General features: G+C 62.4%; 24 protein-coding genes and 1 tRNA gene. 13 read left to right on the forward strand and 12 right to left on the reverse strand.

What is annotated here, in order from left to right:
* Positions 1–15: 15 nt before the first annotated feature.
* Both JS536_RS00280 and JS536_RS11710 read right to left on the reverse strand, forming a co-directional pair.
* Entirely contained in the window at positions 16–1,812 is a 1,797-nt protein-coding gene (locus JS536_RS00280; RefSeq protein ID WP_240544172.1) for an FTR1 family protein, read from the reverse strand.
* 224 nt (positions 1,813–2,036) lie between these two features.
* Positions 2,037–4,061: a DUF6020 family protein gene (locus JS536_RS11710; RefSeq protein ID WP_240544173.1), complete on the reverse strand. Its 2,025-nt coding sequence runs from the start codon at positions 4,059–4,061 to the stop codon at positions 2,037–2,039.
* A 270-nt stretch (positions 4,062–4,331) separates the two neighbouring features.
* On the opposite strand from JS536_RS11710, the gene JS536_RS00290 reads away from it, so the two are divergent.
* Positions 4,332–4,419, forward strand: a tRNA-Ser gene (locus JS536_RS00290).
* A gap of 210 nt (positions 4,420–4,629) precedes the next feature.
* Here the strand turns inward: JS536_RS00290 and JS536_RS00295 are convergent.
* Together JS536_RS00295 and JS536_RS00300 are read right to left on the reverse strand one after the other, a co-directional pair.
* Positions 4,630–6,240: an oleate hydratase gene (locus JS536_RS00295; RefSeq protein ID WP_214355350.1), complete on the reverse strand. Its 1,611-nt coding sequence runs from the start codon at positions 6,238–6,240 to the stop codon at positions 4,630–4,632.
* Between the two features lie 96 nt (positions 6,241–6,336).
* Positions 6,337–6,627: a hypothetical protein gene (locus JS536_RS00300; protein WP_214355351.1), complete on the reverse strand. Its 291-nt coding sequence runs from the start codon at positions 6,625–6,627 to the stop codon at positions 6,337–6,339.
* A gap of 180 nt (positions 6,628–6,807) precedes the next feature.
* On the opposite strand from JS536_RS00300, the gene JS536_RS00305 reads away from it, so the two are divergent.
* The 5 genes from JS536_RS00305 (at position 6,808) to JS536_RS00325 (ending at position 10,113) form a co-directional block, all read left to right on the forward strand.
* Positions 6,808–7,464 (forward strand): TetR-like C-terminal domain-containing protein, encoded by a 657-nt coding sequence (locus tag JS536_RS00305; protein ID WP_214355352.1) that lies wholly within the window; start codon positions 6,808–6,810, stop codon positions 7,462–7,464.
* A gap of 367 nt (positions 7,465–7,831) precedes the next feature.
* Positions 7,832–7,969 (forward strand): helix-turn-helix domain-containing protein, encoded by a 138-nt coding sequence (locus tag JS536_RS00310; protein WP_346427441.1) that lies wholly within the window; start codon positions 7,832–7,834, stop codon positions 7,967–7,969.
* A gap of 3 nt (positions 7,970–7,972) precedes the next feature.
* Positions 7,973–8,815, forward strand: coding sequence for a hypothetical protein (locus JS536_RS00315; protein ID WP_214355353.1), 843 nt, complete (start codon positions 7,973–7,975; stop codon positions 8,813–8,815).
* 363 nt (positions 8,816–9,178) lie between these two features.
* Positions 9,179–9,670, forward strand: coding sequence for a hypothetical protein (locus tag JS536_RS00320; protein ID WP_346427442.1), 492 nt, complete (start codon positions 9,179–9,181; stop codon positions 9,668–9,670).
* A gap of 275 nt (positions 9,671–9,945) precedes the next feature.
* Entirely contained in the window at positions 9,946–10,113 is a 168-nt protein-coding gene (locus tag JS536_RS00325) for a hypothetical protein (RefSeq protein ID WP_214355354.1), read from the forward strand.
* Between the two features lie 93 nt (positions 10,114–10,206).
* Here JS536_RS00325 and JS536_RS00330 read toward each other — a convergent pair whose 3' ends face one another.
* Complete coding sequence (locus JS536_RS00330; protein ID WP_214355355.1) at positions 10,207–11,631, reverse strand: MFS transporter; 1,425 nt, start codon at positions 11,629–11,631, stop codon at positions 10,207–10,209.
* 142 nt (positions 11,632–11,773) lie between these two features.
* Between JS536_RS00330 and JS536_RS00335 the strand changes: the two genes are divergently transcribed.
* Complete coding sequence (locus JS536_RS00335; protein ID WP_214355356.1) at positions 11,774–12,691, forward strand: LysR family transcriptional regulator; 918 nt, start codon at positions 11,774–11,776, stop codon at positions 12,689–12,691.
* 348 nt (positions 12,692–13,039) lie between these two features.
* Here the strand turns inward: JS536_RS00335 and JS536_RS11715 are convergent, their stop codons facing one another.
* The 4 genes from JS536_RS11715 to JS536_RS00350 form a co-directional block, all read right to left on the reverse strand.
* Complete coding sequence (locus tag JS536_RS11715; protein ID WP_346427443.1) at positions 13,040–13,330, reverse strand: hypothetical protein; 291 nt, start codon at positions 13,328–13,330, stop codon at positions 13,040–13,042.
* Between the two features lie 37 nt (positions 13,331–13,367).
* Entirely contained in the window at positions 13,368–13,607 is a 240-nt protein-coding gene (locus JS536_RS11720; protein ID WP_240544174.1) for a PIN domain-containing protein, read from the reverse strand.
* 18 nt (positions 13,608–13,625) lie between these two features.
* Positions 13,626–14,039, reverse strand: coding sequence for a helix-turn-helix domain-containing protein (locus JS536_RS00345; protein ID WP_214355357.1), 414 nt, complete (start codon positions 14,037–14,039; stop codon positions 13,626–13,628).
* 481 nt (positions 14,040–14,520) lie between these two features.
* On the reverse strand, positions 14,521–15,399 hold the full coding sequence (locus JS536_RS00350) for a LysR family transcriptional regulator (protein WP_214355358.1): 879 nt from the start codon (positions 15,397–15,399) through the stop codon (positions 14,521–14,523).
* Positions 15,400–15,568: 169 nt separating this feature from the next.
* Here JS536_RS00350 and JS536_RS00355 point away from each other — a divergent pair, with 169 nt between their 5' ends.
* The 4 genes from JS536_RS00355 (at position 15,569) to JS536_RS00370 (ending at position 18,036) form a co-directional block, all read left to right on the forward strand.
* Positions 15,569–16,366 (forward strand): AzlC family ABC transporter permease, encoded by a 798-nt coding sequence (locus tag JS536_RS00355; protein ID WP_240544175.1) that lies wholly within the window; start codon positions 15,569–15,571, stop codon positions 16,364–16,366.
* Entirely contained in the window at positions 16,366–16,701 is a 336-nt protein-coding gene (locus JS536_RS00360) for a branched-chain amino acid transporter permease (RefSeq protein ID WP_214355497.1), read from the forward strand. The genes JS536_RS00355 and JS536_RS00360 overlap by 1 nt, the downstream gene beginning before the upstream one ends.
* A gap of 76 nt (positions 16,702–16,777) precedes the next feature.
* Entirely contained in the window at positions 16,778–17,635 is an 858-nt protein-coding gene (locus tag JS536_RS00365) for a PhzF family phenazine biosynthesis protein (RefSeq protein WP_214355359.1), read from the forward strand.
* Positions 17,636–17,667: 32 nt separating this feature from the next.
* Complete coding sequence (locus tag JS536_RS00370; protein WP_214355360.1) at positions 17,668–18,036, forward strand: DUF488 family protein; 369 nt, start codon at positions 17,668–17,670, stop codon at positions 18,034–18,036.
* A gap of 75 nt (positions 18,037–18,111) precedes the next feature.
* Here the strand turns inward: JS536_RS00370 and JS536_RS00375 are convergent, their stop codons facing one another.
* Positions 18,112–18,756 (reverse strand): NAD(P)H-binding protein, encoded by a 645-nt coding sequence (locus JS536_RS00375; protein WP_214355361.1) that lies wholly within the window; start codon positions 18,754–18,756, stop codon positions 18,112–18,114.
* A 154-nt stretch (positions 18,757–18,910) separates the two neighbouring features.
* Here JS536_RS00375 and JS536_RS00380 point away from each other — a divergent pair, with 154 nt between their 5' ends.
* Both JS536_RS00380 and JS536_RS00385 read left to right on the forward strand, forming a co-directional pair.
* Complete coding sequence (locus JS536_RS00380) at positions 18,911–19,270, forward strand: helix-turn-helix domain-containing protein (protein WP_276310815.1); 360 nt, start codon at positions 18,911–18,913, stop codon at positions 19,268–19,270.
* A gap of 196 nt (positions 19,271–19,466) precedes the next feature.
* Positions 19,467–20,975, forward strand: coding sequence for an RNA-binding domain-containing protein (locus JS536_RS00385; RefSeq protein WP_214355363.1), 1,509 nt, complete (start codon positions 19,467–19,469; stop codon positions 20,973–20,975).
* A gap of 222 nt (positions 20,976–21,197) precedes the next feature.
* On the opposite strand, the gene JS536_RS00390 is transcribed toward JS536_RS00385, so the two are convergent.
* Together JS536_RS00390 and JS536_RS00395 are read right to left on the reverse strand one after the other, a co-directional pair.
* Complete coding sequence (locus tag JS536_RS00390) at positions 21,198–22,652, reverse strand: FtsX-like permease family protein (protein WP_214355364.1); 1,455 nt, start codon at positions 22,650–22,652, stop codon at positions 21,198–21,200.
* Positions 22,649–23,515 carry an ABC transporter ATP-binding protein gene (locus JS536_RS00395; RefSeq protein ID WP_214355365.1) on the reverse strand — a complete coding sequence of 289 codons (867 nt, stop codon included), beginning with the start codon at positions 23,513–23,515 and terminating at the stop codon, positions 22,649–22,651. The genes JS536_RS00390 and JS536_RS00395 overlap by 4 nt, the downstream gene beginning before the upstream one ends.
* Positions 23,516–24,056 lie beyond the last annotated feature (541 nt).

Here is a 24,056-nt window from a genome sequence, read left to right on the forward strand (position 1 = left end):
AAATATTGGCAAAAATCAGTGGGTTTCGGCAGCGGCCTGGGCCTTGAGCCTGCGCTGCTTGATGAAGCCGACCACGAACAGGGCGATTACGGCGATGGCCGCGATGACCTGGGCCACGATGCACTCGACGTACGGGTAGAAGCCGAGCCAATCGTTGGTGGGCAGGCCCTGGATGTAGTTGGCGGGCAGTGCGTCGCCCTCGATGAGCGAGTGCACGCCGCCGCCGGCGAAGACGACCACAAGCACGGACATCAGGATCGACGTGACGAGGAAGAACGGGCCAATCGGGATCTTCACCGACGTGAATCGGATGATCAGGAAGATGAACACGAGCACCACGGCCGCGGCGATGCCGCCGACCCACATGCCGTGGGTGTCCTGGCTCATCGTGTAGATCGACTGGTAGAAGATCACGGTTTCGGCACCTTCACGGAACACGGCGAGGAAGCTCAGCATGGCCAGCGAGACCACGGTGCCGAACGCCACATGCTCGCCGGACGCGACCTGCGCGGAGACGGACTTGACGGCCGCCTCGGTCTTGGTGCGAATGTACCGGTTCCACGCTTCGACGGAGGACTTGTTGAGCATCCAGTTGCTGGTCCACAGCAGCATGCCCATGGCCACGAGCGCGCAGACGCCCTCCATGATCTCCTGGATCGGGCCGGAACCACCGAAGGCGAGCACGAAGATCACGGCCACCAGGCCAGCACCCGCGAGGCCCGCGAGCACGCCGAGGTAGATCCACTTGGTGAAGCGCTTGTTGCCGGACTTGACAAGGTAGGCCACCACGGCGGCGACCACGAGCAGCGCCTCGAGACCCTCACGGATGAGGATGAGGAACGCCTGGCCGACCGCGCTGGTGATGAGCTTGGTGAAGCCGCCCTCCTTGTCGGCCGCACCGCCGTCGAGGATGCCGGCGTCCTTGACGAGCATGGCCTTGAGGTCGTCGATGAGCTTCTTGGTGCTCTTGAGGTCGGCGCCGGTGTTCATGGACTTGCGGCACATCTTGAACTGGTATTCGACCTGCGAGACGCGGCTGCCGCTGATGGCGTTCATCACGTTCTTCTCGAAGCCGAGCTTCTCGTAGTACTGGTAGTAGGCGTTGTTGACGAGCGTGGCGCCCTTCGCGCCGTCACCCTTGGCATAGGCCTTGTAGGCGTTGTCGAGAATCGGGGTCATCTCGTTGGCCACGTCGGTCCAGGAGCGGTTGCCCTTGCCGGGGTTCTTCTTTTTCTTGGCGTCGAGCTCCTTGCGCTCCTTGGCGAGCTGGGCCTGCAGGGCCTCGGCGTAGGCCTTCGGCTTGGCGAGCTGCGTGTTGGCGTCGAGTTGCTGGGCGGTGACGTCGAGGTCGGCGGAGAGCGCGTCGATCTGCTGGCTCATCTGGTCCTCGTTGCCGGGCACATAGGTGAGGTCCTGGATAGACTGGAACGCCTGCTGCTGGGCGAGCTGCTTGTCCGAACCGATGGTGTCGCGCACCACGGCGGTGAAGTTGGAGGCCACGTAGATGGTGTTGTACGCGGACATGACCTCGGAGGTGGAGCCGGCGGTGTTGCCATCCTTGTAGGTCTTGAGGCCCTGGGCGAGCTGCTTGTCCATCGCCTTGGCCACATCGGTCCAGGTGGCGTAGTCGGTGACGCTGGAGCTGGAGCTCGAGGAATCGGAGGAGGAGTCGGAAGAATCGGCGAAAGCCTGCTGCGGAATCATCGCGGACGGTATCACGACGGCGAAGATCATGGCGAACACGAACGCCAGCGCGGCGAGCGCACGCAGCGGCGAGCGACGAAGCATGCTGAATTCCTCTCTCATGGGCATGGTTCAAAGCTTTCAAACCACCTACGCAATATAGAGAAAAAAATTCTTCGGCAACAGTCTTGATTTTTGGGTTTAGTCGAGGTATTGGAAGCTCCGATACGCGGAAATTGGAAGGATAAAATGTCTCACCATACGGACTGACGGCGAGCGAGGCGGGCTCCGGGTCACGACGAGACCATCATTCGGACAACGGCATCACATCAGATGCGGGCAGCCTCGTGGAGTCAGGGGCGGGCCTCCCGTGTCGGAGCCGGCATCGGATCCAAATCAGCCGTCCGACCGGTGACGAACGGCAGGGCCGCGAACAGCGGCAGCGTGAAGTACACCGGGATCGGGTACCAGAACAGCGCTTCCGGTGAGGCGTACAGCGAAAGCACGGTGAAGAACAGCAGCCCGTACGCGGCGAGCACGGGGGCAATGGGATTGGCGGCTGGGTTGGCCGTGCGTTTGACGGCAACAGAATCGGCAGTGTCGACGGCAGGGCGAGCGATGTGATCCGCGGCAGCTGCGATGTTCGTCCGGGGATTGCCACGTCTGTCGTCACATTGGTTTCGACAGTCGTTCCGTACGTCTCCCCGGCCTCCAGTCCGCCCGCCATCGTCGCGATGGGCCATCTTCGCACGCCACGCCACGGCACGCATCAGCAACGCAAGGCCTACAGCCAGCGGAATCCAAGTGACGTACAGGGCCATCGCGGTCAACGGATTGTCCTTGCGCACCCAGCGATGCACCGACTTGAGGATGCGGCGCTGCCACTGCGGCCGGCGGGACGTGCCCATAAGCGGTGTGAGATCGCGGTCGACGGCGGCGATGCGTTCAGCTGCGGGCACGTCGGCGTCTTCGTCAGATGCGGCGGTCTCTTGTCCCGTGGTTCCGGTGACGCCTGCCGTCTTCGCGGCTGCAGTATCGCCGTCAACCTTGGTCTCAGTGGCGGCATCGACGTCGGCATCGGACTTTGCCTCGGACGTTCCGGCCGTCACTCCAGCCTTGACCTGGCTCCTATCCCGCGCCTCTGCATTCGCCGCGCCTTCTGGCAGGAACGTCGCCCACTGTCTCAGGTATCCGGGCGTGAACAGGTAGTCGGAGTCGGTGGGATACGCGAAGTTGAGCGTGGGATCCCACCAGGCGCGGATCGGGCCGGCGTAGGCCTTGGCGTAGTCGGCCGGATGTGACAGGCCGAGTTCCGCCCACGTGCGGAGGGCCGCGAGCTTTTGGGCCGCGGTCGGCTGCGGATGCTCCCGCAGGGTGGCAAACGTTTCGTTGGTACGGCGCGGGTTGATGTCAGCCGCGGCCCGGTCAAGGTTCATGACGGCGTTCAGCCGGGCGAGCTGTGCCGCGGTGATGACGTTGGGGTCGTCGGGATGATCATGCGCGACCTGGGCGACCGGCTGGGTGACGAGTCCCCAGACCTCACGTCCGGGCGATGAGTTCGCGTGCGTGGCTGCGGCGGCAAGCGGTGACCATACGGCCTGGGCAAGCAGGATCGCGACGGCAAGGCACGCGAACGCGCGGAGGCGCGGTTTCCCTTTCCGGCATACCGCCAGCAGCCCGCAGCCGGCGCACAGCACAATCACGAGGGCCGTGCGCTTGGAAACGATGGCGGCGAACAGCAGAGCCACGAACATGATGGCGACCGGACGGCGGTCAAGCACCCGGCCGCGAGTGAGGCAGATTTCGGCGAACATCACCGCGAGGGGCAGGAAGAAGACGGTGTGCAGGGAGTCCTTGCCCATCGTGGTCACGGAACCGACCACCACGTAACTGGTGGCGAGGAAGGTGAGGGAGAGGGCGATGAGCCATCGCGGGGCGCCGAGTTTGCGGATATAGCAGAGGGACAGGGCGGCACCGGCCGCGAGTAGTGCGGCTTGCACGGAGGTGTATATGGCCTGACCCGCGAGCGGGGAGCCTCCGCCGAGTGCCTCGCCGAGATGCCAGAACAGACCGAATGTCAAGGTGTCGAACAGCGGGTGCTGGGTGTAGTAATGGTGGATTCCCGCGGCCTGGAGGTATTGGGCCACGGTGTCGTCGCGCATGGAACCGGGCCAGGTGAGCATAAGCCAGGGCAGCCAGCAGATGGCGACGGTCAGGAGGTACGGGATGAAGCGGGACTTTGCGGCCGCGGTCAGCGTGGAGGGAGTGCGTGCGGCGAGCCAGGTGAGTGCCGGTAGTGCGGCCTGGTGTAACAGCCTCACGAGTTCGAATCTCGTATCCTCCGCCGCGCCCGCCGCAAACGCCACTACATTCCGCATGACTTCACAGCGTAAAACGCGTTATCGCGTTCCGTGCGGCGAGGTACCGAAAATTCATGACGGCAGCGCGGCCCGTTCATATTCGGTTGGGCATTCAGTATTCACGAACATTCGGCGGAACGTCATGCATCGGTCATGCGGCGGCGTTGTCTGACCGCACATCCCAACCGCGACACGCCGAAGGCACTCCGACTGTGCGCTTTTCCAAATCCTGTGGTATTTTATTCAAGTTGCCTGCGGAGCTTGCTTCAAGCAAACACTGCAAAGCATGGAGGATTCGCCTAGTGGTCTATGGCGCACGCTTGGAAAGCGTGTTGGTGTAACAGCCTCACGAGTTCGAATCTCGTATCCTCCGCCATCGCCGGAACCCTTGATTTCCAAAGGATTCCGGCTTTTTTCATACCGTCCCAGCGGGCGCCGGTGTCGTTATGGTGCCATAGATGAACGCGGTATCGCGGCGGCTTGCGCATACATGGGCGCGCGCAGGAGCGCACGAGAACCACCCCGCAAACCGCCCATGCCGCCCACCGGTCCCAGGGAGTCTCCACGCGCGCCCGGGTCACCCGTCCTATTTGAGCAGGTTCAGGGCGACCGCGCCGAGCACGCGGATGTCGTAGTTGAGCGGCTTGATCGGGGCCACCTCGCGTCTCATGCCGAGCAGCCGGTAGACGGCCATGCGGCTGGCACGCACCGAGTACTCCTCAGTGAACACGATGTCGCCGGGAATCTCGCAGTACTGGCCGGTGAAGCCGAGGTTGGTGGAGCCGTCGGGCACCACGTCCGGTCGGTCTCCCACAGAACGCGGCATGAAGTGCGCGTTGATGTACGGCATGGCGACCGGGGTCGCGTTGACCACCTCACCGCGGATCCGCCCGCGCACATCGTCGGGGATGGGCAGTGACTGGATGAGCTCCTCGAGGATTTCGCGTCCGGTGCACTCCCACATCGGCTTGTTCACGTACTTGCCGGGTTCGTCGCAGTGGAAGGCGCACATCCACAGGTAGGAGCGGGATTCGTCCTGGTTGTTCCAGTACGGTGGGGTCGGGTTCCTCAGCTCCATGAACCACGGCGAGTCCACGAAGGTGGTGGACAGGCCCTGACCGGTCTTGTTATGCGTCCATCCCTCCAGCCATTCCATGAGCGTGTTGCCCGCGAACGTGCAGTTGAAGCTCATCCAGTTGGATTTGTCCGGGTGACCGAAGAACACGTCGGGGTTCCCGAGCCCATCCTTCTTGGCGGCGATGTTGCGCCACAGCGTCGCGCTCTGGGGGTAGGAGTCGTCCACCACGGCGGCGCGGTCGGTGTCGCCGAGCGTGGCGTTGTCGGTCATGCAGCCAAGGGTGGCGACCACGTCGTCCTGCGGGCGGATCGCGATGACTCCGCGCGTACCGTCGGAGCGCAGGGTGTGCAGTGCGGTCACGGTGATGCCATCCGTGTCGGCGAAATCCATGTCGGTGACGCTGGTGTCGTAGACGAACTCGACACCCGCGCCCTCGAGCACCTTCATGAGCGGTTTGATGATGCCGTCGTACTGGTCGCGTTGGGTCAGAACCACGCCTTCGGCGGTGGGCAGCCGCATGATGAGCGGCAGCAGACGGATCACGTAGCGACGGAACTCCATGACGCTGGTCCACGGGGTGAACGCGAACGTGCACTCGTAGCAGTACCAGAAGATCGTGTGGAAGAAATGGGAGCCGCGCTCGCCGAACCAGTCCTCGATGGTCAGTTCGTCCAGATCGGATTCGTCGGCCTTGAGCAGGGTACCGAGCTTCATCAGCTCGCCCTTGTCGAGCCCGTAGTGGTCGGTCGGCAGGATCTCCTTGTCCCCTCCCACGAAGCGGGCGCGGGCGTAGACCGGCTGCGTCTCGGCGAAGGCGAACATGTCGTCGGTCACCGAGTTTCCCTCGTGCTCGAGGGAGGGGATGGAGCCCATGATGTCCCAGAAGTTCTCGTAGGTGAGCTTGCAGAACATGCGCTCGCCGCGCGCCACCCAGCCCTTGTCGCCGTCGCCGGCGCCGTCGTTCGAACCTCCGGGGACCGGCAGGGCCTCGATGATGTGAATGTTGCGGCCCTCGAAACCGCAGTCGCGCAGCAGGTAGGCGGCGCCGGTCAGGGAGCCGAGTCCGGCCCCCACGAAGTAGAACTGCTTGTCGTCGTCGCGTGTGTTGTTGCCCAGCATGATGGTGTCCTTTCGCTGTTGATGGGTTGGATGGATGTTCGGTCCGTGCTGCAATGCCGTCCCGTTGCGTTGAACGCCTCGGCACCGCGTACGGTTTCAGGCGCGCTTGCCGCTGATGGAGAATTCGCCCTTGGCCGTCAAGCACACGGCGGTGATGTCGTCGCCGTCGACATGACCGTTGATGCGGTAGTCGAGCATGCCCACCGGGGTCTTCGCCTTGCCAGAGAAAGCGAAGGCGTCGCTATCCGCGGTGCCGGTGGCGTTCTGGGTCCTTCCCTTCACGGTGACCGTGGCGGTCAGGACGCCGTCCTTGTCGCTCAAATCGACCACACCCTTCCTGGCTCCCAGCGGGGTACGGACGATCACGTTGTAAGTTCCGTCGATCATGGTTCGTTCCTTTCCGTATTGTGCGATATACGACCATCGCGCAATATCAAACATGTGTCGGATTTTGCCTGTCGCCGTTCATCGTACGGTCGACGCGCCGCCCTCACAACCACCAAAGAACGGACATCTGTCGGACTTTGTACAATATCGGCAGCATTGATGGACCTTTAAGGAGATTCCATGGCACAGAAGGCCGAATACCGCAACGCCAAGCGTTCGCGCCGTGCAATCCGCAGCGCGTTCATCGACCTGCTGCGCACGCATGACATCGACACAATCACCGTCACCGCAATCGTCAAACTCGCGGACATTAACCGCTCCACGTTCTACGCGCACTATTCCGACGTGCACGGCGTGATCGAGGAGATCGAGGACGAGACGATCGCCAAACTCATGACAGTGCTCGACGACATCCAATCCGCGGAGTTCCTCAGGGACCCCACGCCGATGATCGCGCGGATAGGTCACCAACTCGAAGCCGAACGCGACTACTATCGAGTCCTCATCCAAGCCAGCGGCGCCGCGGGGTTCCTCGACAAGCTTCAGACGGTCTTCGCCGAACGCATGATCGGCGACGCGGCGATTCCCGCCGCGATACGCGAGCGCCGTTCATACGTACTGCGCGTCAACTACTTCGCCGGTGGCATCGTCAATCTCTACAAACTCTGGTTCGCCGGAAGCCTCGACTGTTCCATGGATGACATCTCCAAAGAAGTCGGACGCATGGTCTCCCTCGCCTCGGTCGACATGCTGGGTGCCCATCGAAACGACGCGAGTATCGGGCCGGGAGCGATTCCGACGGCAATTTCCGATGATTTTGGTTTTTCTGTGAGCTGAATCACTGTCCGCAGCCGTCGTCCAGACAGCTGGAATCGGCGTCATCGCAACGTTTTCAGGGTGCCGTTTTGGCACATATCTAGTCACGCCAAACCGTTTTGCGGGAAAACGTGCAACGCTGTAAAAATGATATTGTTGCGAGTTCGTGTGGAAATGGAAATCCGCCGAAGATAGCGACGTCACGACCTCCCGAAGTCGGTAAAACCCGGGCGCCACGCGCGGCGGATGCCGGTAAGTCCACAGAAGAATCATCACCTTGGGAGCAGTGTATCCACGTCGGCTACGCCTTCTCCTCGGTGCGACCTGCAAAGGGTTATACAGCCATATGTGAAACGACTACGTACAACTGACCGCCAAACCCGCTCAAGTGGCGGAAATGCTCGGCTACTCGGACACGAAGACCGTGTACGGGCTCATCCGCTCCGGCAAAATCCGGGCGCGCAAGGTGGGCAACACCTATCTGGTGAACCTCACCAGCGTGCGCAGGTTCGCGGGAGAGGAGTGAACGATGCGGGACATCGACAACGACGTCGTCTTCCCCGACACCATCGCCGTGTTGGACGAACGCTTCGACTCGAACGAACCCAGCTACGTGCTTCAGGCGACGGCTGGCTATCTAATCGAAACGGCCTACGAGCTGCATCGTCTGACAGTCACCCGCGACGCCGAGCACACGGCACGATGCCTGGCCCTGTGCGCCTACGCGACGCACATTCGTCCGGCCTCCATCGCGTTCAGCGCCACGAACGGCGACCTGCCGGCACTGCGGATGTTGCTGGCCGCGTTGTTGCTGTGCGCCGACGCCCGCACAACGCTCACCACCAGCCCGTTCCCGATGACCGGTCACACCATCATCCGCACCGACAAGGCGGACACCGCCATCGGCGACCCGTTGGAACGCGGCCTACTGCCGACCCGCGCACGCGGCGACCTCCACGCGATGAAGCAACGATTGTCGGCGAGCGCCGCACGGCTCGGACACGTCGGACGCTTCCGCGGGAGACGCGGGGTATGGCAAGTCATCTGCGCCACTGCTGCCGCCTGCCGAACCGATGCGACAGCCCGCACCGGCTGGGCCGACATCCCCGACTGGACGGCATTGTCCACCGCCCAGCTGCTCGCCATCCGCACGGTGAAAGGCACCGGCCTATGGCTCAACAAAAACCGCCACCGAACTCAACAGGCAAGGAATCACCGTATGAAGGACATCACCATGACCGCGCCCATCACCGGCACAACTGCATCCACGTCCACTGCGGACAAACGTGCCAGTCTACTTTCTCGGCAACTAATACAGGCGCCCCACGAACAGACCGAAGCACAGAATCGCATCGCCGACAACGCCCGATGACCCGAGTAGGGGGAGAGATCCTACCGCTATGCCTCGGGCGCGCCCCGAGGCATAGCGGTAGGATCTTTCCCCTGTTTTTTCCACAATTAAACCCGAGCAGCTTTGGACTCCGCTAACGTGGTTCATGCGCAGGTCCAAAGCAATGCGAGACTTCCATGAGCCGGGAATCCCCCGGCATTTCTGCGTTTACGCTCTGTCCCGTTGGAACGCAGTACCATGTCCACGCCTCTCGGCGTCACTATCCAGTACCATCAAACCATTGTCCGCATCACGCAGAAGAGGTAAAACATGGCAACCGCTTGGGGAGATGAAAGCGTTAGGAAAACTGGCGTTCCCTCACCCATGTACCTGATGGGAGCATGCGTGTGCGACGATGCGGAGACCCTGACCCGGCAAAGATTGTCCTCGCTCAAGCCCAAAGGCGCGAAGAAACTGCATTGGCGAGACATGCGACCTTCATTGCGCGGCAAAGTCATCGACGCGATCGACGCCATGAACCTTGATCACGTCATCGTGGCCGCCGTGCCTATGGACCGTTGGAATACCGCCGAGCGAGCCAGACGCAAATGTTTGGAACACCTTCTCCCCCTGTTGGAAACAGAATACGACGTGGACACACTCGTGCTCGAACGCCGCGAAGCCTCACAGGACAGGAACGACATCCGATTCATCGACGGCCTGCGCAGCCGCGGGTTCATCAGCGCAATCCGCGTCGAACTCCAAGCGGGCGAAACCGACGCAAGGCTGTGGCTTCCCGACCAGCTGCTGGGAGCCTATGGCGATGCCCGAACCGGCACGGAAAGGTACGACGGCTTCCTCAGCTGCGTGCGAACCGTGCTCATCGACGGTGACTGACACCGTCAAGCCGTGTATACTTCAAGGTAAGCCAACCCCGCTGGGGAAATGGAAGTGAGAGCCGGACGCCCCGAGTATCTTGGGGGCCGGCTCTCGCGCTACTTGCACACTTACAGGAGATTTAGGGTTATAGGAACTAAACGTGGATCTTAGTGCCACCTTCCATAGAACCCAATGATTGCAACGGTTCTCAACCCGGGGAGGCGCCAAGGTGGCAAGATGGCAACGGCCATGTGCGGACGTCCGTCCCATATGCGTCCGCCGATACGGAGGCCATGTTCGACGAACTGCCGACCTACACGAACGAGGTCGATCTTACGGCGATGCCGGCATCGCTGCTAAGGCTGATCCGCAGTCGCAAGCACGGCCTGTGGAGCAACAAGGCATCAGCTGAACTCGCCCGTCGCGAAGCCGATGAACGAGGTATAGAGCAAGCCGCGTAATACGGGCGATACGACGCTCTTGGGGTCGGTGGGGCCTCATGCGAGAATCGGCCATCCCCTAAGAGCCGATCGCCGCCGCTTCCTTTGTGCGAATCATCGTTCGCACCAACGCAGACGGGCGTAGGCGAACGAAATGACGAGCAGTACGGCGGCCGCGATGAACACGGCGCGCAGGGAACCGTCCAGCGAGGGCATGAAGGTGGCGACCACGCCGAACACGGCCACGCCGATCGCGCCGCCGACCTGACGGAACGTGTTGAACACGGCGCTGGCGATGCCGGCCTGCCGCTGATCCACACTCACCAATACCAGTCCGGACAGGGCCGGCGTGACCAACGCGCCGCCGAGGCCGACGACGCTCAGGGCCGCGGCGATCACCCATGCGGGCATCGGCGCGGGTACCAGCACCGCGGCGAGGAAGCCGATGGCCATGACGATCAGACCGAGGGAGACGGCGAATCGGGTGCCCATCGCATTGATGACCTGCCCGCTGAACACGTTGGTGAGCACCATCACCACCGCGGAAGGAACGAACACCAGTCCCGCAGTGAATGGGCTCATGCCCTGCTCGCCTTGCAGGAACAAGGTGGAGATGAATACCATGCCGAACCAGTTGAAGATCATGATGAATCCCACAACCAGCGAGATGCGCATGCCATCGTTGCGGAACAGGCTCAACGGCACCATCGGATGCTTGACCTTGGCCTGTGCAAGCACGAACAGCACGAGAGCGGTGGCACCGGCGGCAAGCAGCGAGATCGTCATCGGCGAGGAAACGCCCCGGGAACCGATCTCGATGACGCCCGTCACCAGCGAGGCAAGGCCGATCAGCGCGAGCGTCTGGCCGAGCCAGTCGAACGTAATGGTGCGGGTGGGCGACGGCGCGACTTTCGGGGCGAGGGCGAGCACGATCACACAGAACGGCACGTTGACCGCAAAGATCAGGCTCCAGTGAATCGGCGTGAGCAGCCCGCCGAACAGCGGACCGAACGCGGATGCGGACGCCGAACCGGCGCCCCACAGACCAAGCGCGAACGCACGGCGGCGCGGGTCGGGGTTGGCTTCGTTGATCAAAGCCATCGAGGCCGGCAGAATCAGCGCCGCGGCCACGCCCATCAGACACCGGCCGACGATGAGCATCAGCATGGTCCACGCGAACGTGCTCAGCAGCGAGGCCGCGCCGAACAACGCCGTGCCGAAGAAGAACATGCGTTTGGCGCCGAACTTGTCGGACAGGCTGCCGGCGAGCAGCAGCAGCGAGGCGAACAACAATGTGTAGCCGTCGATCATCCACTGCTGCAGGGCCATGTCACCGCCGAGGTCGGCGGTGATGGTCGGCAGGGCCACGTTGACGATCATGGCGTCCATGCCGGTCAGGAAGAACGCCAGCGACGTGACGAACGTGGTCAAACCGGCGCTGTAGCGCGCCGCACGATGCGACACTCGTCGAGTTTCGCGTGCGGCTCCATCGTCCTCGCATGTGAGGCCGAAGGTTGCGGATTCGTTGATTGATGTCATACCCACCTATATCCCATTGGTTTATATGTTTCCGTTTGGTTGTTGCAGTAGCTATGGTATTCTTTGAAACACTCGCAAAACAGCGGCTTATGGATGCTTATCGCTCACGATGTATGAACCGATGGTTTATGGAAGGGTTGCGATGTACGACAGACGATTGGATGCGGTGATCGCAGCCGCGCAGACCGGCAGCTTCGCCAAGGCCGGGCGACTGCTGCATATCTCCACTCCGGCCGTGGCCAAGCAGGTCACCACCTTCGAGAAGGAATACGGTCTGACGCTGTTCGACCGGTCGCGCAGCGGCGTCACGCCGACCAGGGCCGGCAGGGAATTCGTCGAGGACGCGCAGATGATTGTGCGACAGTGCGAGGAGATTCTGCACCGGGCGCAGCGGCGGGCAGCCGGAGGCTCAGCTTCCGTGCGTCTCGGCGTCTCGATGCTGCGCCCCGGCCGACGTATCCTCGACCTATGGCAACGCGACGCCGGCAAGCACACGGACATTCGTCTGGAACTGGTGTCGATGCCCGACGACTCCGAAACCATCAACGACATCATCGCCCATCTCGGTGAGGATATCGACCTGATTTCTACGGCCTTCGACGCCGGCTACTGGGACAACACGTGCAGCACCCTCGCCCTCGACTCCGAACCATTATGCGTGGCGGTTCCGCGCAGCCACGCATTGGCGAAACGGGCCCGACTCGCCTTGGACGACCTCGAAGGCACGCGCATCCGCATCCTCAAACGCCACCGCGGCGCCAACGACACAGCCCGGGACATCCTGGAACGGCACCCCGCCATCGATCTGATCGACATCGACCATTACGATCTCGACACGTTCAACGACTGCGCCGAATCCGGCGATCTGCTCATCTCCAAACCCATGTGGGACGGCATCCACCCGCAGTTCGTCAACGTGGCCGTGGACTGGCCCGAACCGGTCGTCATGCACTACGGACTGCTCTACCCCATCGCCCCGAGCCCCGCGATCCGCACATTCGTCACCCGCATCGACGAACTCGCCTCATCGGCACAATCGGCGATTCACGCCCATGCCTGACGAAGCCAAAACCCCGCAATCAACGTTGCGGGAAAAATCGGGGGAGAGAGCGGCGCTATGACACTGGGGGGCGCCCGGTGGCACGGGTGGGGCACCTTCCCCACCCCCGTGACCGCTTCTTTGCCGGACCGCCTCACGTTGGTGCGGGAAATCGGAAGGCGAGAAACAAACAACTCGACGCGGCCGGCGACAAGAACCAGCGACCTCGCCTAGGGTCAACGGGTCAAACCGCAACCAGAACTTCGCATCTCACCGGCATTCCCGCCATCATGCTCGCATCCGAACCCAGGGACCTTACTCACCCCCACTTCCTAGGTTCCTAGGTCGGTCTCCCGAAAAGGGCACAGATCACCACCCCGAGCAGGCAATCCGCCCCATGCCGTCGGCGAATCCACTCAGGCGCAGTTTACGCAGATGCGCCAATTCCTCGGCCATGGTGCGCGGCGGATTATCCTTGCTGGACACAACGGCGTTCATCGCGTTCACGACGCCCTCCTGATCGCGCTTGAGCATCATGCTCAGAAACTCGTCCGGGTGCACGGCCTCCACCGCGTATCGTTCGAGACTCCGCGGCGGGAAATCCCTGAGATTGTACGTGACGATGTAATCGGCATCAGCGGCCAAAGCGGCGGCGAGCACATGACGGTCATCCGGATCCGGCAGATCGAGTGCCGCTTCAAGATGTTCCCAGCCGTAAACGCAATGGGTGATTCATCGGCGTGATGAACGAGAGCAGACGATCAGCCTGTTCCGGCGTACGGTTACGTCTTTCAACGAGAGCACGACGAGTCTCCTCCAAAATGTGCTCGGACCATACGGCGTCGATCACCTGCTCCTCGTCCAGCGTGAGCATGATGTCGAGCAGCCAGACAGCGGGAAAGATATTGGCGTCAAGCAATACGACGGGTTTCACCACGATATCGCCTCCGGCCCGTCAGTCGAAATCGGCGGCATAGGCGGCATCGTCCTCGTCGTACAGACCCATCTCCGAAGCCGCGCGGCGCATCGAAGCCAAAGATTGTTCCATCCGCTCACGCTCTTGCCTCTGGTAGTCCATCACATCGGTCACGTCCACCATGCGCCGGCCCGTGGTGCCATTGCGGGTGAACGGCAACCTGCCGGAATCGAGGATGCGGGCCACCGTACGCGCCGAGCAGTTCAGCAGCTTCGCCGCCTCACCCGTCGTGACCATGCGGCGGCGTCCCATCACACCGAACGCCGCGTTCAGCGCCGCCTCGTACGCTTCAGCGCTCAGCTCCACCACATCACCGTCCGAACCGACGAGCGCACGATCGCCACGCGGGATCGTCGTCCCCTCGGCGCGCGGCATTTCAAGTACAGCAGTCATGATTCCTCCTTGCCTTGTCACCATGCTACCAATTCCTGACAAAACGGACAATAGTCAGAATCGCCTTATCGATTCGCTACGTCTACACTGAATTCAGTGTTGAATAACTGAATTCAGTGTATTCAGCGTAGAATTCAGCGAAAGCGATGCCGCCACACAGCCATCGACGCAGCGAGTTCACGCGCATTCCACGCCCCACAACACCGTGAAGCCCCGTCACGACACGCCGTGGACGTGGTAATGAAGGTGGCCCGCGCGCGAACCCCACAAACCCCAAGCGGCAGTAAGGCGGAGCCGGCCTGATGAAGGTTCAGGTCTCGTATCCTCCGCCATCAGGGTTTTGGCTTTTGCCAAAACCCTTTTTCGTTATCCGCGCCTTGTACGCCTGTACAGACCTCTCGCCGTCTGCGATTGCGCGGATTCGAACCCGCGCAAATCAATCGATATCGTCCCAAGCCCATACGCAACACCCCAGGCAGGCTCACGGCAATGCGTCGATATTGCTTCGCAGGTGTTCGATGAATCGTCTGGCCGCCAGTGGGAGCCTGTCGCGGTCAGCGTAGGCAATGGCGATGGTGCGTTCCACGGGCGGATCGGTGGGGCGTAGGGTGAGCCTGTAGTTGGTGCTGGTGCGGTGGAGGATGAGTTCGGCGAGGATGCTGAACCCCAACCCGGCTTCGACCATGGTCATGATTGAGTAGTCGTCGTGGATGCGCAACCGCACGTTCGGTTTGAGCCCAATCGACGCGAATGCCTCCAACGGCTCGGAATAATGTCCCTCCTCCAGCAGAATCATGGGTTCCTCGGCGAGCGCGGCCAACGGCACCCGATCGAGTGCGGCGAGCGGATGGCCTTGCGGCAGGACGGCGAGCATGGCGCCCCGTTTGATGGTGATGGTCCGCACGTCTCGCGCGGCGGCGGGGTTGATGAATCCGAAGTCGATGGTGCCGTTGTGGATCCATTCCTGGATTGTGGTGTAGTCGCCTTGATGCAGGACGAACCGCACGTTCGGATAGCGTTGCTGGAATCCGCTGATGAGCCCGGGCAGCCAGTGTGCGGAGATGCTGGCGATGGTGCCCATGCGTATCACGCCGGTGTCGAGGCCGAGAATCTCGTCGGTCCGTTCTCGGATGCGCAGGCCGTCCTCCACGTAGCGTCCGATGAGCGGGTAGAGCTGGCGTCCCTCCTCGGTGAGCGTGCATCCACCACGTTGCCGGTTGAGCAGGGTGACGTCGAGTTCCTTCTCCAGCGAGGCGATCATCTGGCTGACGGCCGACTGGCTGCATCGCAGTTCGTCGGCGGCCGCGGAGAAGCTGCCGTATTCGACGATGTGCCGCAAGGCGAGATACCGGTTGTCCATGATTGCCCATCATAGACGTTGCATAAGCATTGCTTATGTGTTCATTAGCGGATTTGATTGTACTTATCGCATATGCCCGTCATACGATGGCCGCCATCGGATACGTCCAGCGCAGCTGGATCGTTCGACACATGCACGGGAACATCAATGAAGGAAAGGATCCCCCGATATGGCGTTGTTGCGTACGGCGTTCCGGGCCGCGTTGCCGCCCACGCTGCCGATCGCCGCCGGCTTCCTGTTTTTCGGCGGATCCTACGGACTGCTCATGCATGCCAAGGGGTTCCCGATCGTGTACCCGCTGGCCATGGGCTACGTCATCTTCGCCGGGTCGATGGAGTTCGTCACCGTAAATCTGCTGTTGTCCGCGTTCGATCCGTGGTCCGCGTTCCTGTTGGCGATCATGGTCAACGCGCGTCATCTGTTCTACGGCCTGTCGATGCTGGACACATTTCGTGGATTGGGCTGGAGAAAACCGTATCTGATCTTCACGATGATTGACGAGACGTTCGCCATCGATTCCAGCGTTCATATTCCGGCATCGGTCGACCGGGGATGGTTCATGGTGTTCGTCTCCGTCCTCTGCCGCTCCTACTGGTTCGGTGGAATAGCGTTGGGTTGGCTGGCCGGCGGCGTGCTTCCGTTCGATACCAAGGGCATCGAGTTCGTGCTCGCCGCCCTGTTCCTGTCGATTCTCCTCGAACAGTGGGATGACGACCGGAACCGGAAGGAGGGCGACGGCAGCGCTCCGCGCCCACACCCGGTGGTCGCGAATCTCGTGGATTCGGCTCGGCCTCATGCGCCTGCGCTGGTCGGGCTGTCGGCCTCCGCGATCTGTCTGGCACTGTTCGACCCGGACCGGTTCATGATTCCGGCCATGGCGCTGATGCTGGCGGCGTTCCTGATATTGCGTACGAGATTGGAAGACGCGGACGACGCGCACGGCGCCCGGAACAGGGAGGTTCGATGATGACCATGACCCCATGGCAGGCCGTCGTGACCATAGCGGCGGTCTCGTTGGGCACCATGCTCACCCGCTTCCTGCCGTTCACGCTGTTTCCCGATTCACGCCGACCACCCAGAACCGTGACCTACCTCGGCAGGGTTCTGCCGCATGCGATGACCGGTCTGCTGGTGGTGTACGCGCTCAAGGACGTGTCGCCGCTCTCCGGATACCATGGAGCGCCCGAGGCGATCGCGGTCCTCGTCATCGTGCTGCTGCATCGGTGGCGCCACAGCATGCTGGCGTCCGTCGCCGGAGGAACCATCGTGTACATGATGCTCGTCCAGCTAGTGTTCGTGTGACGGACCTGCGGCTTTCCGCCTGATCGCGCATTCACGATGACAGGCATACGACGGTAGACGACGAAAGGAATGAGAGATGGGCGCAACTATGAGACAGTATGTGGTGGATGCGTTCACGGACAGGGTGTTCAGGGGCAATCCGGCGGCGGTGTGCCTGCCGGAATCATGGCCCTCTGACGAACTGATGGCGGACATCGCGATGGAGAACCGGTTCTCCGAGACCGCGTTCATCGTGCGCGAACCGGAAGGATGGCGTCTGCGCTGGTTCACGCCGGGCGGCGAAATCGACCTGTGCGGGCACGCGACGCTCGCCTCCGCGTATGTGGTGCTGCGGTTCGTGGAACCGGACGCCGACGTGGTGCGGTTCCGCACGATGAGCGGCGTGCTGACCGTGACCCGACGGCGGGGCGACGGGCGTGATGACGACGACCAGGCCGGCGATGTGTTCACCATGGATTTCCCCGCCTTCGACCTGAAGCCCACCCCAGTCACCGACGCGATGGAGCAGGCGTTGGGCGCCCGTCCGGTTGAGGCGTGGCTCGGCCGTGACCTGCTGTGCGTGATGTCCGACGAGCGCACGGTGCGCGGGCTCGATCCCGATCAGGTGCTGGTCAAGGACCTGCCCGGCCTGCTGGCCAACGTCACAGCCGCGGGCGATGCAGGCAGCGGCTTCGACTGCGTGTCCCGCTCGTTCGCGCCGAAGCTCAACGTCCCCGAGGACCCGGTCTGCGGCTCCGGCCACTGCCACATCCTGCCATACTGGAGCAAACGCCTCGGCAAAACAGCGCTCACCGCGTATCAGGAGTCGACGCGCGGCGGCGTCATCCACGCCACAGTCGCCGGCGGCCGCGTCAGCCTCGGCGGCGGCGCGGCGCTGTTCTCCATCGGCACCATCCTGCCCGACTTCGGTTTTCGAATGTCCCGCATCGATTGACTTGCCCGCCCTGCAGTTCGATGATGGTGGACGTGAGCATAATGGTGAAACGTATCTATGACGAGCCGGAACCCGATGACGGCTGCAGGATTCTGGTGGATCGGCTGTGGCCGCGCGGCATGAGCCGGGAGCGCGCCGCACTCGACCTGTGGATGAAGGAGATCGCGCCGTCGCCCACGTTGCGCAAGTGGTTCGGGCACGACCCGGATCGATTCGCGGAGTTCGCCGAACGATACCGGGCGGAACTGGATGCCAATGCGGAGGCGGTCGGCGCGCTGCGCGACATCATCACAGCCCACGGCAACGTCACGCTCCTGTATGCGGCCAAGGACCCGCTGATTAACCATGCGGTCGTCCTGCGCGACTACCTGAACGACATCAGCACCGAAAAACCGCTCTGAGACAGTCGATGCCGATGGCCTGCCGATACCGCATCAGCGATGGCAGCTCGAGCACCGGCGTCGCACGGCCGACCGTTACCAGCGCACGGAAATGCGTTCGTTGACGTGCGCCTCGGACGGTGCCGCGACGGCCTCGTCGACGATGGCGATGGCGTAGTCGGCATAGCTGATCTCGCTTTTGTCGGTCGCCTCGTTCGTGGTGAATTCCTCGCCGGCAAGCACGTACTTGCCGGTCCGTGGGCCGTCCGCCTGAAAGTCGGCGGCGGGGGAGACGAACGTCCACCTGACGTCGTCGCGCTTGCGGATCTCGGCGAGTTCGTCACGCTGGGCGCTCGCGAGCGGCTTGAAGATGGCGGGGAATTCGGGCGTATCGAGCAGCTGCACCGTGCGTTCGGGGTTCACGTAGAGGCTGCCGGCGCCGCCCACGATGATGAGACGGATGTCGGTGCCCGAGAGCAGGTCGGCGAGATGCTGGGAGGTTTCGACGTGCTGCTTCAGCGCCCAAGGCTTCCAGTTGCCGAAGGCGTCCACGACGACGTCGAAGCCGGCGAGGTCGGCCTTCGTGAGCGAGAGGATGTCCTTCAGGATAGCCTTGGGTGCCGCGCTGCGGTTCTCCTTGCGCACGACGGCGGTGACGTCGAGACCGCGATCGACGGCCTCCTTGGTGATGAGGCGTCCGGCCTTGCCGTTGGCGGCGACGACTGCGATGCGCTTGGTCATGATTGCTCCTTTTCGATGTTGTCTGCCGTTGCTGTCTTTCGTTGTCATCGACGGGCCTTGTGGTCCCGCCGTTGGAACAGTACGATATTGGAGTACTTCCCGTAATGGAAGAAGGCACCCTGAAGTGCCATAGTTACCCAAAGGGAACCATTGGATGATTCCAACGATTCGAGGAGGACGGTTCATGGTCGATGTCAACACGCTCCCGGCGTGTCCCGTGGAGACGACGCTCACGCTGATCTCCGATAAGTGGAAGATCCTCATCGTGCGTGATCTGTTGGACGGCACCAAGCGCTTCAGCGAGCTGCGCCGCTCGATCGGCCACATCTCGCAGAAGGTGCTCACCTCGAACCTGCGTCAGATGGAGGCCGACGGGCTGGTGCACCGCGAGGTCTATCCCGAGGTGCCGCCGCGCGTCGAATACTCGCTGACCGACACCGGCCGCAGCCTCAAAACCGTCATCGACGCCCTATGGGACTGGGGCGAGGGCTACAAGGCCAAACTCGCCGCATAACGTCAACGTGCTCAATGCACCCCACGTCGCATCCCGGATTCCGACGTAGGTCTCTCTTCGCCTCTCCTACCGGCATTGAATTTGTCAGGCCGCCTCACGTTGGCGTGGGAATCGGGAAGACGGGAGACAAATCCGTCAGCATCCTGCCGAATCGCCCTGCGATACACTAAATGGACGGACGATTCGGGGAGACGACATGAACGCTGCAGAACTTGCCGCCGTGCTTGAGCGCGGCGAGAACATCTCGGTCGAATTCAAGCGTTGCGGCGTCCAGCCCGAGGCGGACACGTTCGAGACGTTATGCTCGTTCAACAACCGGTTCGGCGGATCGATCTACCTCGGCGTGCTCGACGACGGCACCGTCGAAGGCGTCAATCGGCCGCAGGCCACAGACATCGAACGCAATCTGGTGAACGTGGTCGGCAATCCCAAGCTGTTCAACGTCGCGCCCGCCATCGAGACCGAACGCATCGAATACGACGGCAGGCTCGTGATCCGCGTCTGGGTCCCCGCAGGCCCTGCCGTCGTCAGCTTCAAGCACGTGATCTACGACCGGGTGGCCGACGTGGACCGCCGCATCACCAGCGAGACGCAGATCGCGCAGATGCACATCCGCAAGCAGAACCACTTCAGCGAACAGCGCGTATACCGGTACTTGAAACCGTCCGATTTCCGATTCGATCTGCTGCCGCGCGTGCGCAAACTGGCCGCGTTGAAGGCGCCCGGCCATCCGTGGGCCGAGATGGACGACATGGAGCTGATGCGCAGCGCCGACTTGTACGGCGTGAACTACGACACCGGCGAGGAGGGCTTCAACCTCGCCGCCGTGATGCTGCTCGGCAAGGATGAGGTCATCTCGCGCATCGCGCCCGCTTACAAGACCGACGTGATCGTGCGCCGCGAGAACCTGGACCGCTACGACGACCGGCTCATCGTAGACACGAACCTGATCGAGGCGCAGGCACAGGTCGCCGAGTTCGCGAAACGGTACCTACCTGACCGGTTCATGCTGGAGGGAGCCCAGACCGTCAGCCCACGTGACATCATCATCCGCGAACTGGTCTCGAACCTGATGATCCACCGCGAGTTCGTCAGCCCGTACCCGGCCAAGTTCCTTATTCTGGGCGACGGCGTCCACACGGAGAACGCCTCCAAGGCCATCTTCCAAGGCCAGCTCGCCATCACGAGCTTCAAGCCGGTGTCCAAGAACCCGTTCATCGCGAAGTTCTTCCGCAACATCGGTCTGGCCGACGAACTCGGCAGCGGCATGCGCAACCTGTACAAATACTCGAAGCCCTACTCCGGCAAGGATCCCGTGCTCGACGACGGCGACGTGTTCGAGGCGTTCGTCCCCGTGCGCTGGGTGGAGGGCAACACCGCCAAGGACGACGCGACGGCTCGCGATGAGACCGAACATGACCCGAATGAGACTGTAAATGGGACCGATGAACAGGTAAATGACCCAAGTGAAACTGTAAATGAAACTGTAAATGAAACTGTAACCAGAGAGCAACGTCTTCTAGAGTTGCTGCGCGACAATCCATCGATTACATATCGACAGGCGGCAAATGCGCTAAGCGTGTCATATACCACCGTGTGGAGAACTCTCCGCACAATGCAGGAAGCCGGTTTCATCGAACGCATCGGCTCTGACAAACGCGGCACATGGCGCATCCTCACCCCATCGCAGCCGCCCCGCACATGACGTGAAGCCCCGTCACGACACGCCGTGGACGTGGTAACGGAGGTGGTACGGCGAGCGCGCGAATCCCTCAAACACCAAGCGGCAGTAAGGCGGAGCCGACCTGAAGGTTGGGGTCTCGTATCCTCCGCCATCACCCCGGAACCATTACGGTTCCGGGGTTTGCTTATCAGTCAATCCTTCGAACGGTCTCGGGTCTACAAGCCCATAACCCAATACCCTTAATCAGTCATCGGCGCGGTAATCAGCCAGATTGAGACCGGCGGCCACGCGATTGGAGGCGAATGCACCGATCGCGACCAGCGCATAGCACAGCATGAGACCGCCGAGGAAACTGAGCAGCGTGGCCGGCTCGGTCATCGATACGGCGAACAGCGGCGCCATAAGCAGCATCGAACAGCTACCCGCCACAATCACCACGATATTGAGCGGTGTGAGCACTTCGACGAATCTCGCGCGGTTCAGGGTCTTCGCATCCGTGCCTTCGAGCACGAGCATGCGGTATTCGTTCACCTGATCGTAGACACTGCCGGCCTGCATCACGCCTGAGCTGACGGCCGCGAGCACGGCGGCGAACACCAACGTCAGCAGTCCGCCGGTGCCGATGTCGTGCAGGAACAGCGTCGATGGATCATTCGGGCTGCCGCCCACCGCAGCCGAGCCAAGGAATCCGCAAATCGACGTGATACCGGCGATGAACACGGCCAATGCGATGCCGGAGACGTTGCGCCAGGCGCGTTTGGGGTTATCGAGGATGCGGCGCATGGCGATCATGGTCGCGGCGTCCTTGGGATGGCGGCCCTTGGATTTGGCACGGGCCGTGACCACCCATGAACCGATGAGATTGAACAGCGCGAAGCAGAGCAGCACGAAGCCGATCACCACAACATAGATCATCGCCTCTCCCATGCCGAAGCCTGCCAGCATCGCCGGATTCTTGAACACGATCACGGCGACGAGCATCACGGCGACAAAGACCACCGCGCGCCAAGCGGACGGCAGCGAACCTGCCGCGCGACTCATGACGCCAAGCGGCGTGATGGCCACGCGACGCAGCGTAATCAGCGAAGAGACCAGCGCCAGCACAGCGACGCCCGCAACCGTGACGACCAAAGCAGGTACTCCGACCCAGAGCTGTTCGAACGTGAATCCCTGATTCTGGAAACGCAGCAGCATGATCAACGGCATGAGTGCGCAGTAGCCGAGAATGCCGATGAGCGAGCCCACCAAAGCCTGGCCGGCGGCATCGAGCGCGGTGAGACGGACCACCTGGCCTGTGGTGGCGCCGGCCAGTCGCAGGGCGGCGAGACGCGCATCACGGCGGGACGCAGCCAGTCGCGCCGCGGAACCAGCGAGTGCCACGAACGGCACGACGAGCAGCACGCAGGCGAACCCGGCCAGCATCACATACCCGGAGGCGTAGGAGGCCGGGTCAGCGGGATTGGTGAGCCGATGCTGCCAGACGGCCAACGTGCCCGGCCTGCATACGGTTTCATCGAACAGGCATCCGAGCGTGTGGTCGGCGGAGGCTCGCCATATGAACCCGTGCACGCCGCCAAGCACCGTGAGGAAGATGGCGGTAGCCGCGGCGAACGCGATGATCGCCAGTACCGAGGTATGCCCGGACGTGTTCGACCGACCGGAACGATGGAACAACCGCCAGAGTGCGAACGTGCTCATCGTGTGCCCTCCCCCAGTCGTCCGTCCTGCATGGTCACGGTGCGCGAGCAGAAGGCGGCCACGTTCGGGTCATGGGTGACGACGACCACGGCCGCACCGTTGTCGCGCGCGGCGGCCATGAGGATGCCCATGACCTCGCGACCGGTGGTCTGGTCGAGCGCGCCGGTCGGTTCGTCGGCGAAGACGACGGCCGGTCGCACGGCGAGCGCCCTGGCGATGGCGATGCGCTGCATCTGGCCGCCGCTCATCTCGCCGGGCCGATGCGTGGCCAGCGTCTTGAGACCCATGCGCTCGAGCCAGAGCATGGCCGCGTCCGTTGCGTCGCGGTATGGCACACCGCCAAGCATCATCGGCAGGGCGATGTTCTCCACGGCCGGCAGCTCGGGCAGAAGCTGACCTGACTGGAACACGAAGCCGAAGACGCTGCGGCGCAGCCTGGTGCGGTCGGCATCGCTCATCGTTCCGAGATTCGCGCCGCGGAACATCACGGTTCCGGCAGTCGGGCGAATGATGCCGGCGAGCGCGTGGAGCAGCGTCGATTTGCCGGAACCGGACGGGCCCATGACGGCCACCGTCTCGCCTTCTCCCAATGCGAAGTTCACGTGGTTCAGGGCGAGTGCGTGCGGGCCGAATGGCGCATTCGGGATGGCTGCGGCGGAGGTGGGGGATGCCACTCCGGTGACCCCGCGACCGGCCTGCGTGTTGAGCATTGCGGCGGTGTAGTCCATCACGAGATCATGCGCCTCGAGTATCGGCGTCCACGTACGTGGCTGCCGGAGTTGAGACTGCGCCGGCTGGACTGCCGGGGCGGTGGGACGGGCCGCCGGTACGGTTCGCTGGGATTGCTGTGTTGTTGCGTTCATACCACCGAGGCTACGGGCCAGTCGTGTGGCCCTCCATCGGGCTGTGGGATGAACCATTCCGAATCGGTTCGCAGAATCGCGCACCGGCTCATCCGGAAGGATTACCCGCAAGGATGAGACTGTTCAGACGGGCATCTCGCCTCATTTGCATACAGCATGCGGCAATCCGAACGACGGATATGAATATCGCCATCAAAAACACATCTACGACGAGGCGAAGACCGGTGACGACTACGGGGTTTGTGGAATCGCCCGTGACTACGCGGTACGCGCGGGAAGCATGTCGAACCGTCGGCGGCACGCCTGCTTCTCTGTCCGGATACCGGCTAGGCGAGAGCGTCAGCGCTCGATGCCGTATTCGGTGTACATGTAGGCGTCGTATTGGCTGTCGTTGCCGTGATGCGCGGCGGCATGGTGCGATTCATAGTCGCTGATCTGTGCGTTCATAATCATTCCTTTGCTTATCTTCCGTTCATATCGTGATTCGGTTTACCCCGCCCGTGTTTCCGAATCATGTGTACTCGACCAAGCACAGGTGAAT

This window comes from Bifidobacterium sp. SO4 (genome assembly GCF_018555355.1).
GTDB classification, from domain to species: domain Bacteria; phylum Actinomycetota; class Actinomycetes; order Actinomycetales; family Bifidobacteriaceae; genus Bifidobacterium; species Bifidobacterium miconisargentati.

Excerpts from the sequence above, each read along its gene's own strand:
- JS536_RS00280 (WP_240544172.1), bottom strand. The coding sequence starts at position 1,812 with ATGCCCATGAGAGAGGAATTCAGCATGCTTCGTCGCTCGCCGCTGCGT.
- JS536_RS11710 (WP_240544173.1), bottom strand. The coding sequence starts at position 4,061 with ATGCGGAATGTAGTGGCGTTTGCGGCGGGCGCGGCGGAGGATACGAGA.
- JS536_RS00295 (WP_214355350.1), bottom strand. The coding sequence starts at position 6,240 with ATGCTGGGCAACAACACACGCGACGACGACAAGCAGTTCTACTTCGTG.
- JS536_RS00300 (WP_214355351.1), bottom strand. The coding sequence starts at position 6,627 with ATGATCGACGGAACTTACAACGTGATCGTCCGTACCCCGCTGGGAGCC.
- JS536_RS00305 (WP_214355352.1), top strand. The coding sequence starts at position 6,808 with ATGGCACAGAAGGCCGAATACCGCAACGCCAAGCGTTCGCGCCGTGCA.
- JS536_RS00315 (WP_214355353.1), top strand. The coding sequence starts at position 7,973 with ATGCGGGACATCGACAACGACGTCGTCTTCCCCGACACCATCGCCGTG.
- JS536_RS00325 (WP_214355354.1), top strand. The coding sequence starts at position 9,946 with ATGTTCGACGAACTGCCGACCTACACGAACGAGGTCGATCTTACGGCG.
- JS536_RS00330 (WP_214355355.1), bottom strand. The coding sequence starts at position 11,631 with ATGACATCAATCAACGAATCCGCAACCTTCGGCCTCACATGCGAGGAC.
- JS536_RS00335 (WP_214355356.1), top strand. The coding sequence starts at position 11,774 with ATGTACGACAGACGATTGGATGCGGTGATCGCAGCCGCGCAGACCGGC.
- JS536_RS00345 (WP_214355357.1), bottom strand. The coding sequence starts at position 14,039 with ATGACTGCTGTACTTGAAATGCCGCGCGCCGAGGGGACGACGATCCCG.
- JS536_RS00350 (WP_214355358.1), bottom strand. The coding sequence starts at position 15,399 with ATGGACAACCGGTATCTCGCCTTGCGGCACATCGTCGAATACGGCAGC.
- JS536_RS00355 (WP_240544175.1), top strand. The coding sequence starts at position 15,569 with ATGGCGTTGTTGCGTACGGCGTTCCGGGCCGCGTTGCCGCCCACGCTG.
- JS536_RS00360 (WP_214355497.1), top strand. The coding sequence starts at position 16,366 with ATGACCATGACCCCATGGCAGGCCGTCGTGACCATAGCGGCGGTCTCG.
- JS536_RS00365 (WP_214355359.1), top strand. The coding sequence starts at position 16,778 with ATGGGCGCAACTATGAGACAGTATGTGGTGGATGCGTTCACGGACAGG.
- JS536_RS00375 (WP_214355361.1), bottom strand. The coding sequence starts at position 18,756 with ATGACCAAGCGCATCGCAGTCGTCGCCGCCAACGGCAAGGCCGGACGC.
- JS536_RS00380 (WP_276310815.1), top strand. The coding sequence starts at position 18,911 with ATGATTCCAACGATTCGAGGAGGACGGTTCATGGTCGATGTCAACACG.
- JS536_RS00385 (WP_214355363.1), top strand. The coding sequence starts at position 19,467 with ATGAACGCTGCAGAACTTGCCGCCGTGCTTGAGCGCGGCGAGAACATC.
- JS536_RS00390 (WP_214355364.1), bottom strand. The coding sequence starts at position 22,652 with ATGAGCACGTTCGCACTCTGGCGGTTGTTCCATCGTTCCGGTCGGTCG.
- JS536_RS00395 (WP_214355365.1), bottom strand. The coding sequence starts at position 23,515 with ATGAACGCAACAACACAGCAATCCCAGCGAACCGTACCGGCGGCCCGT.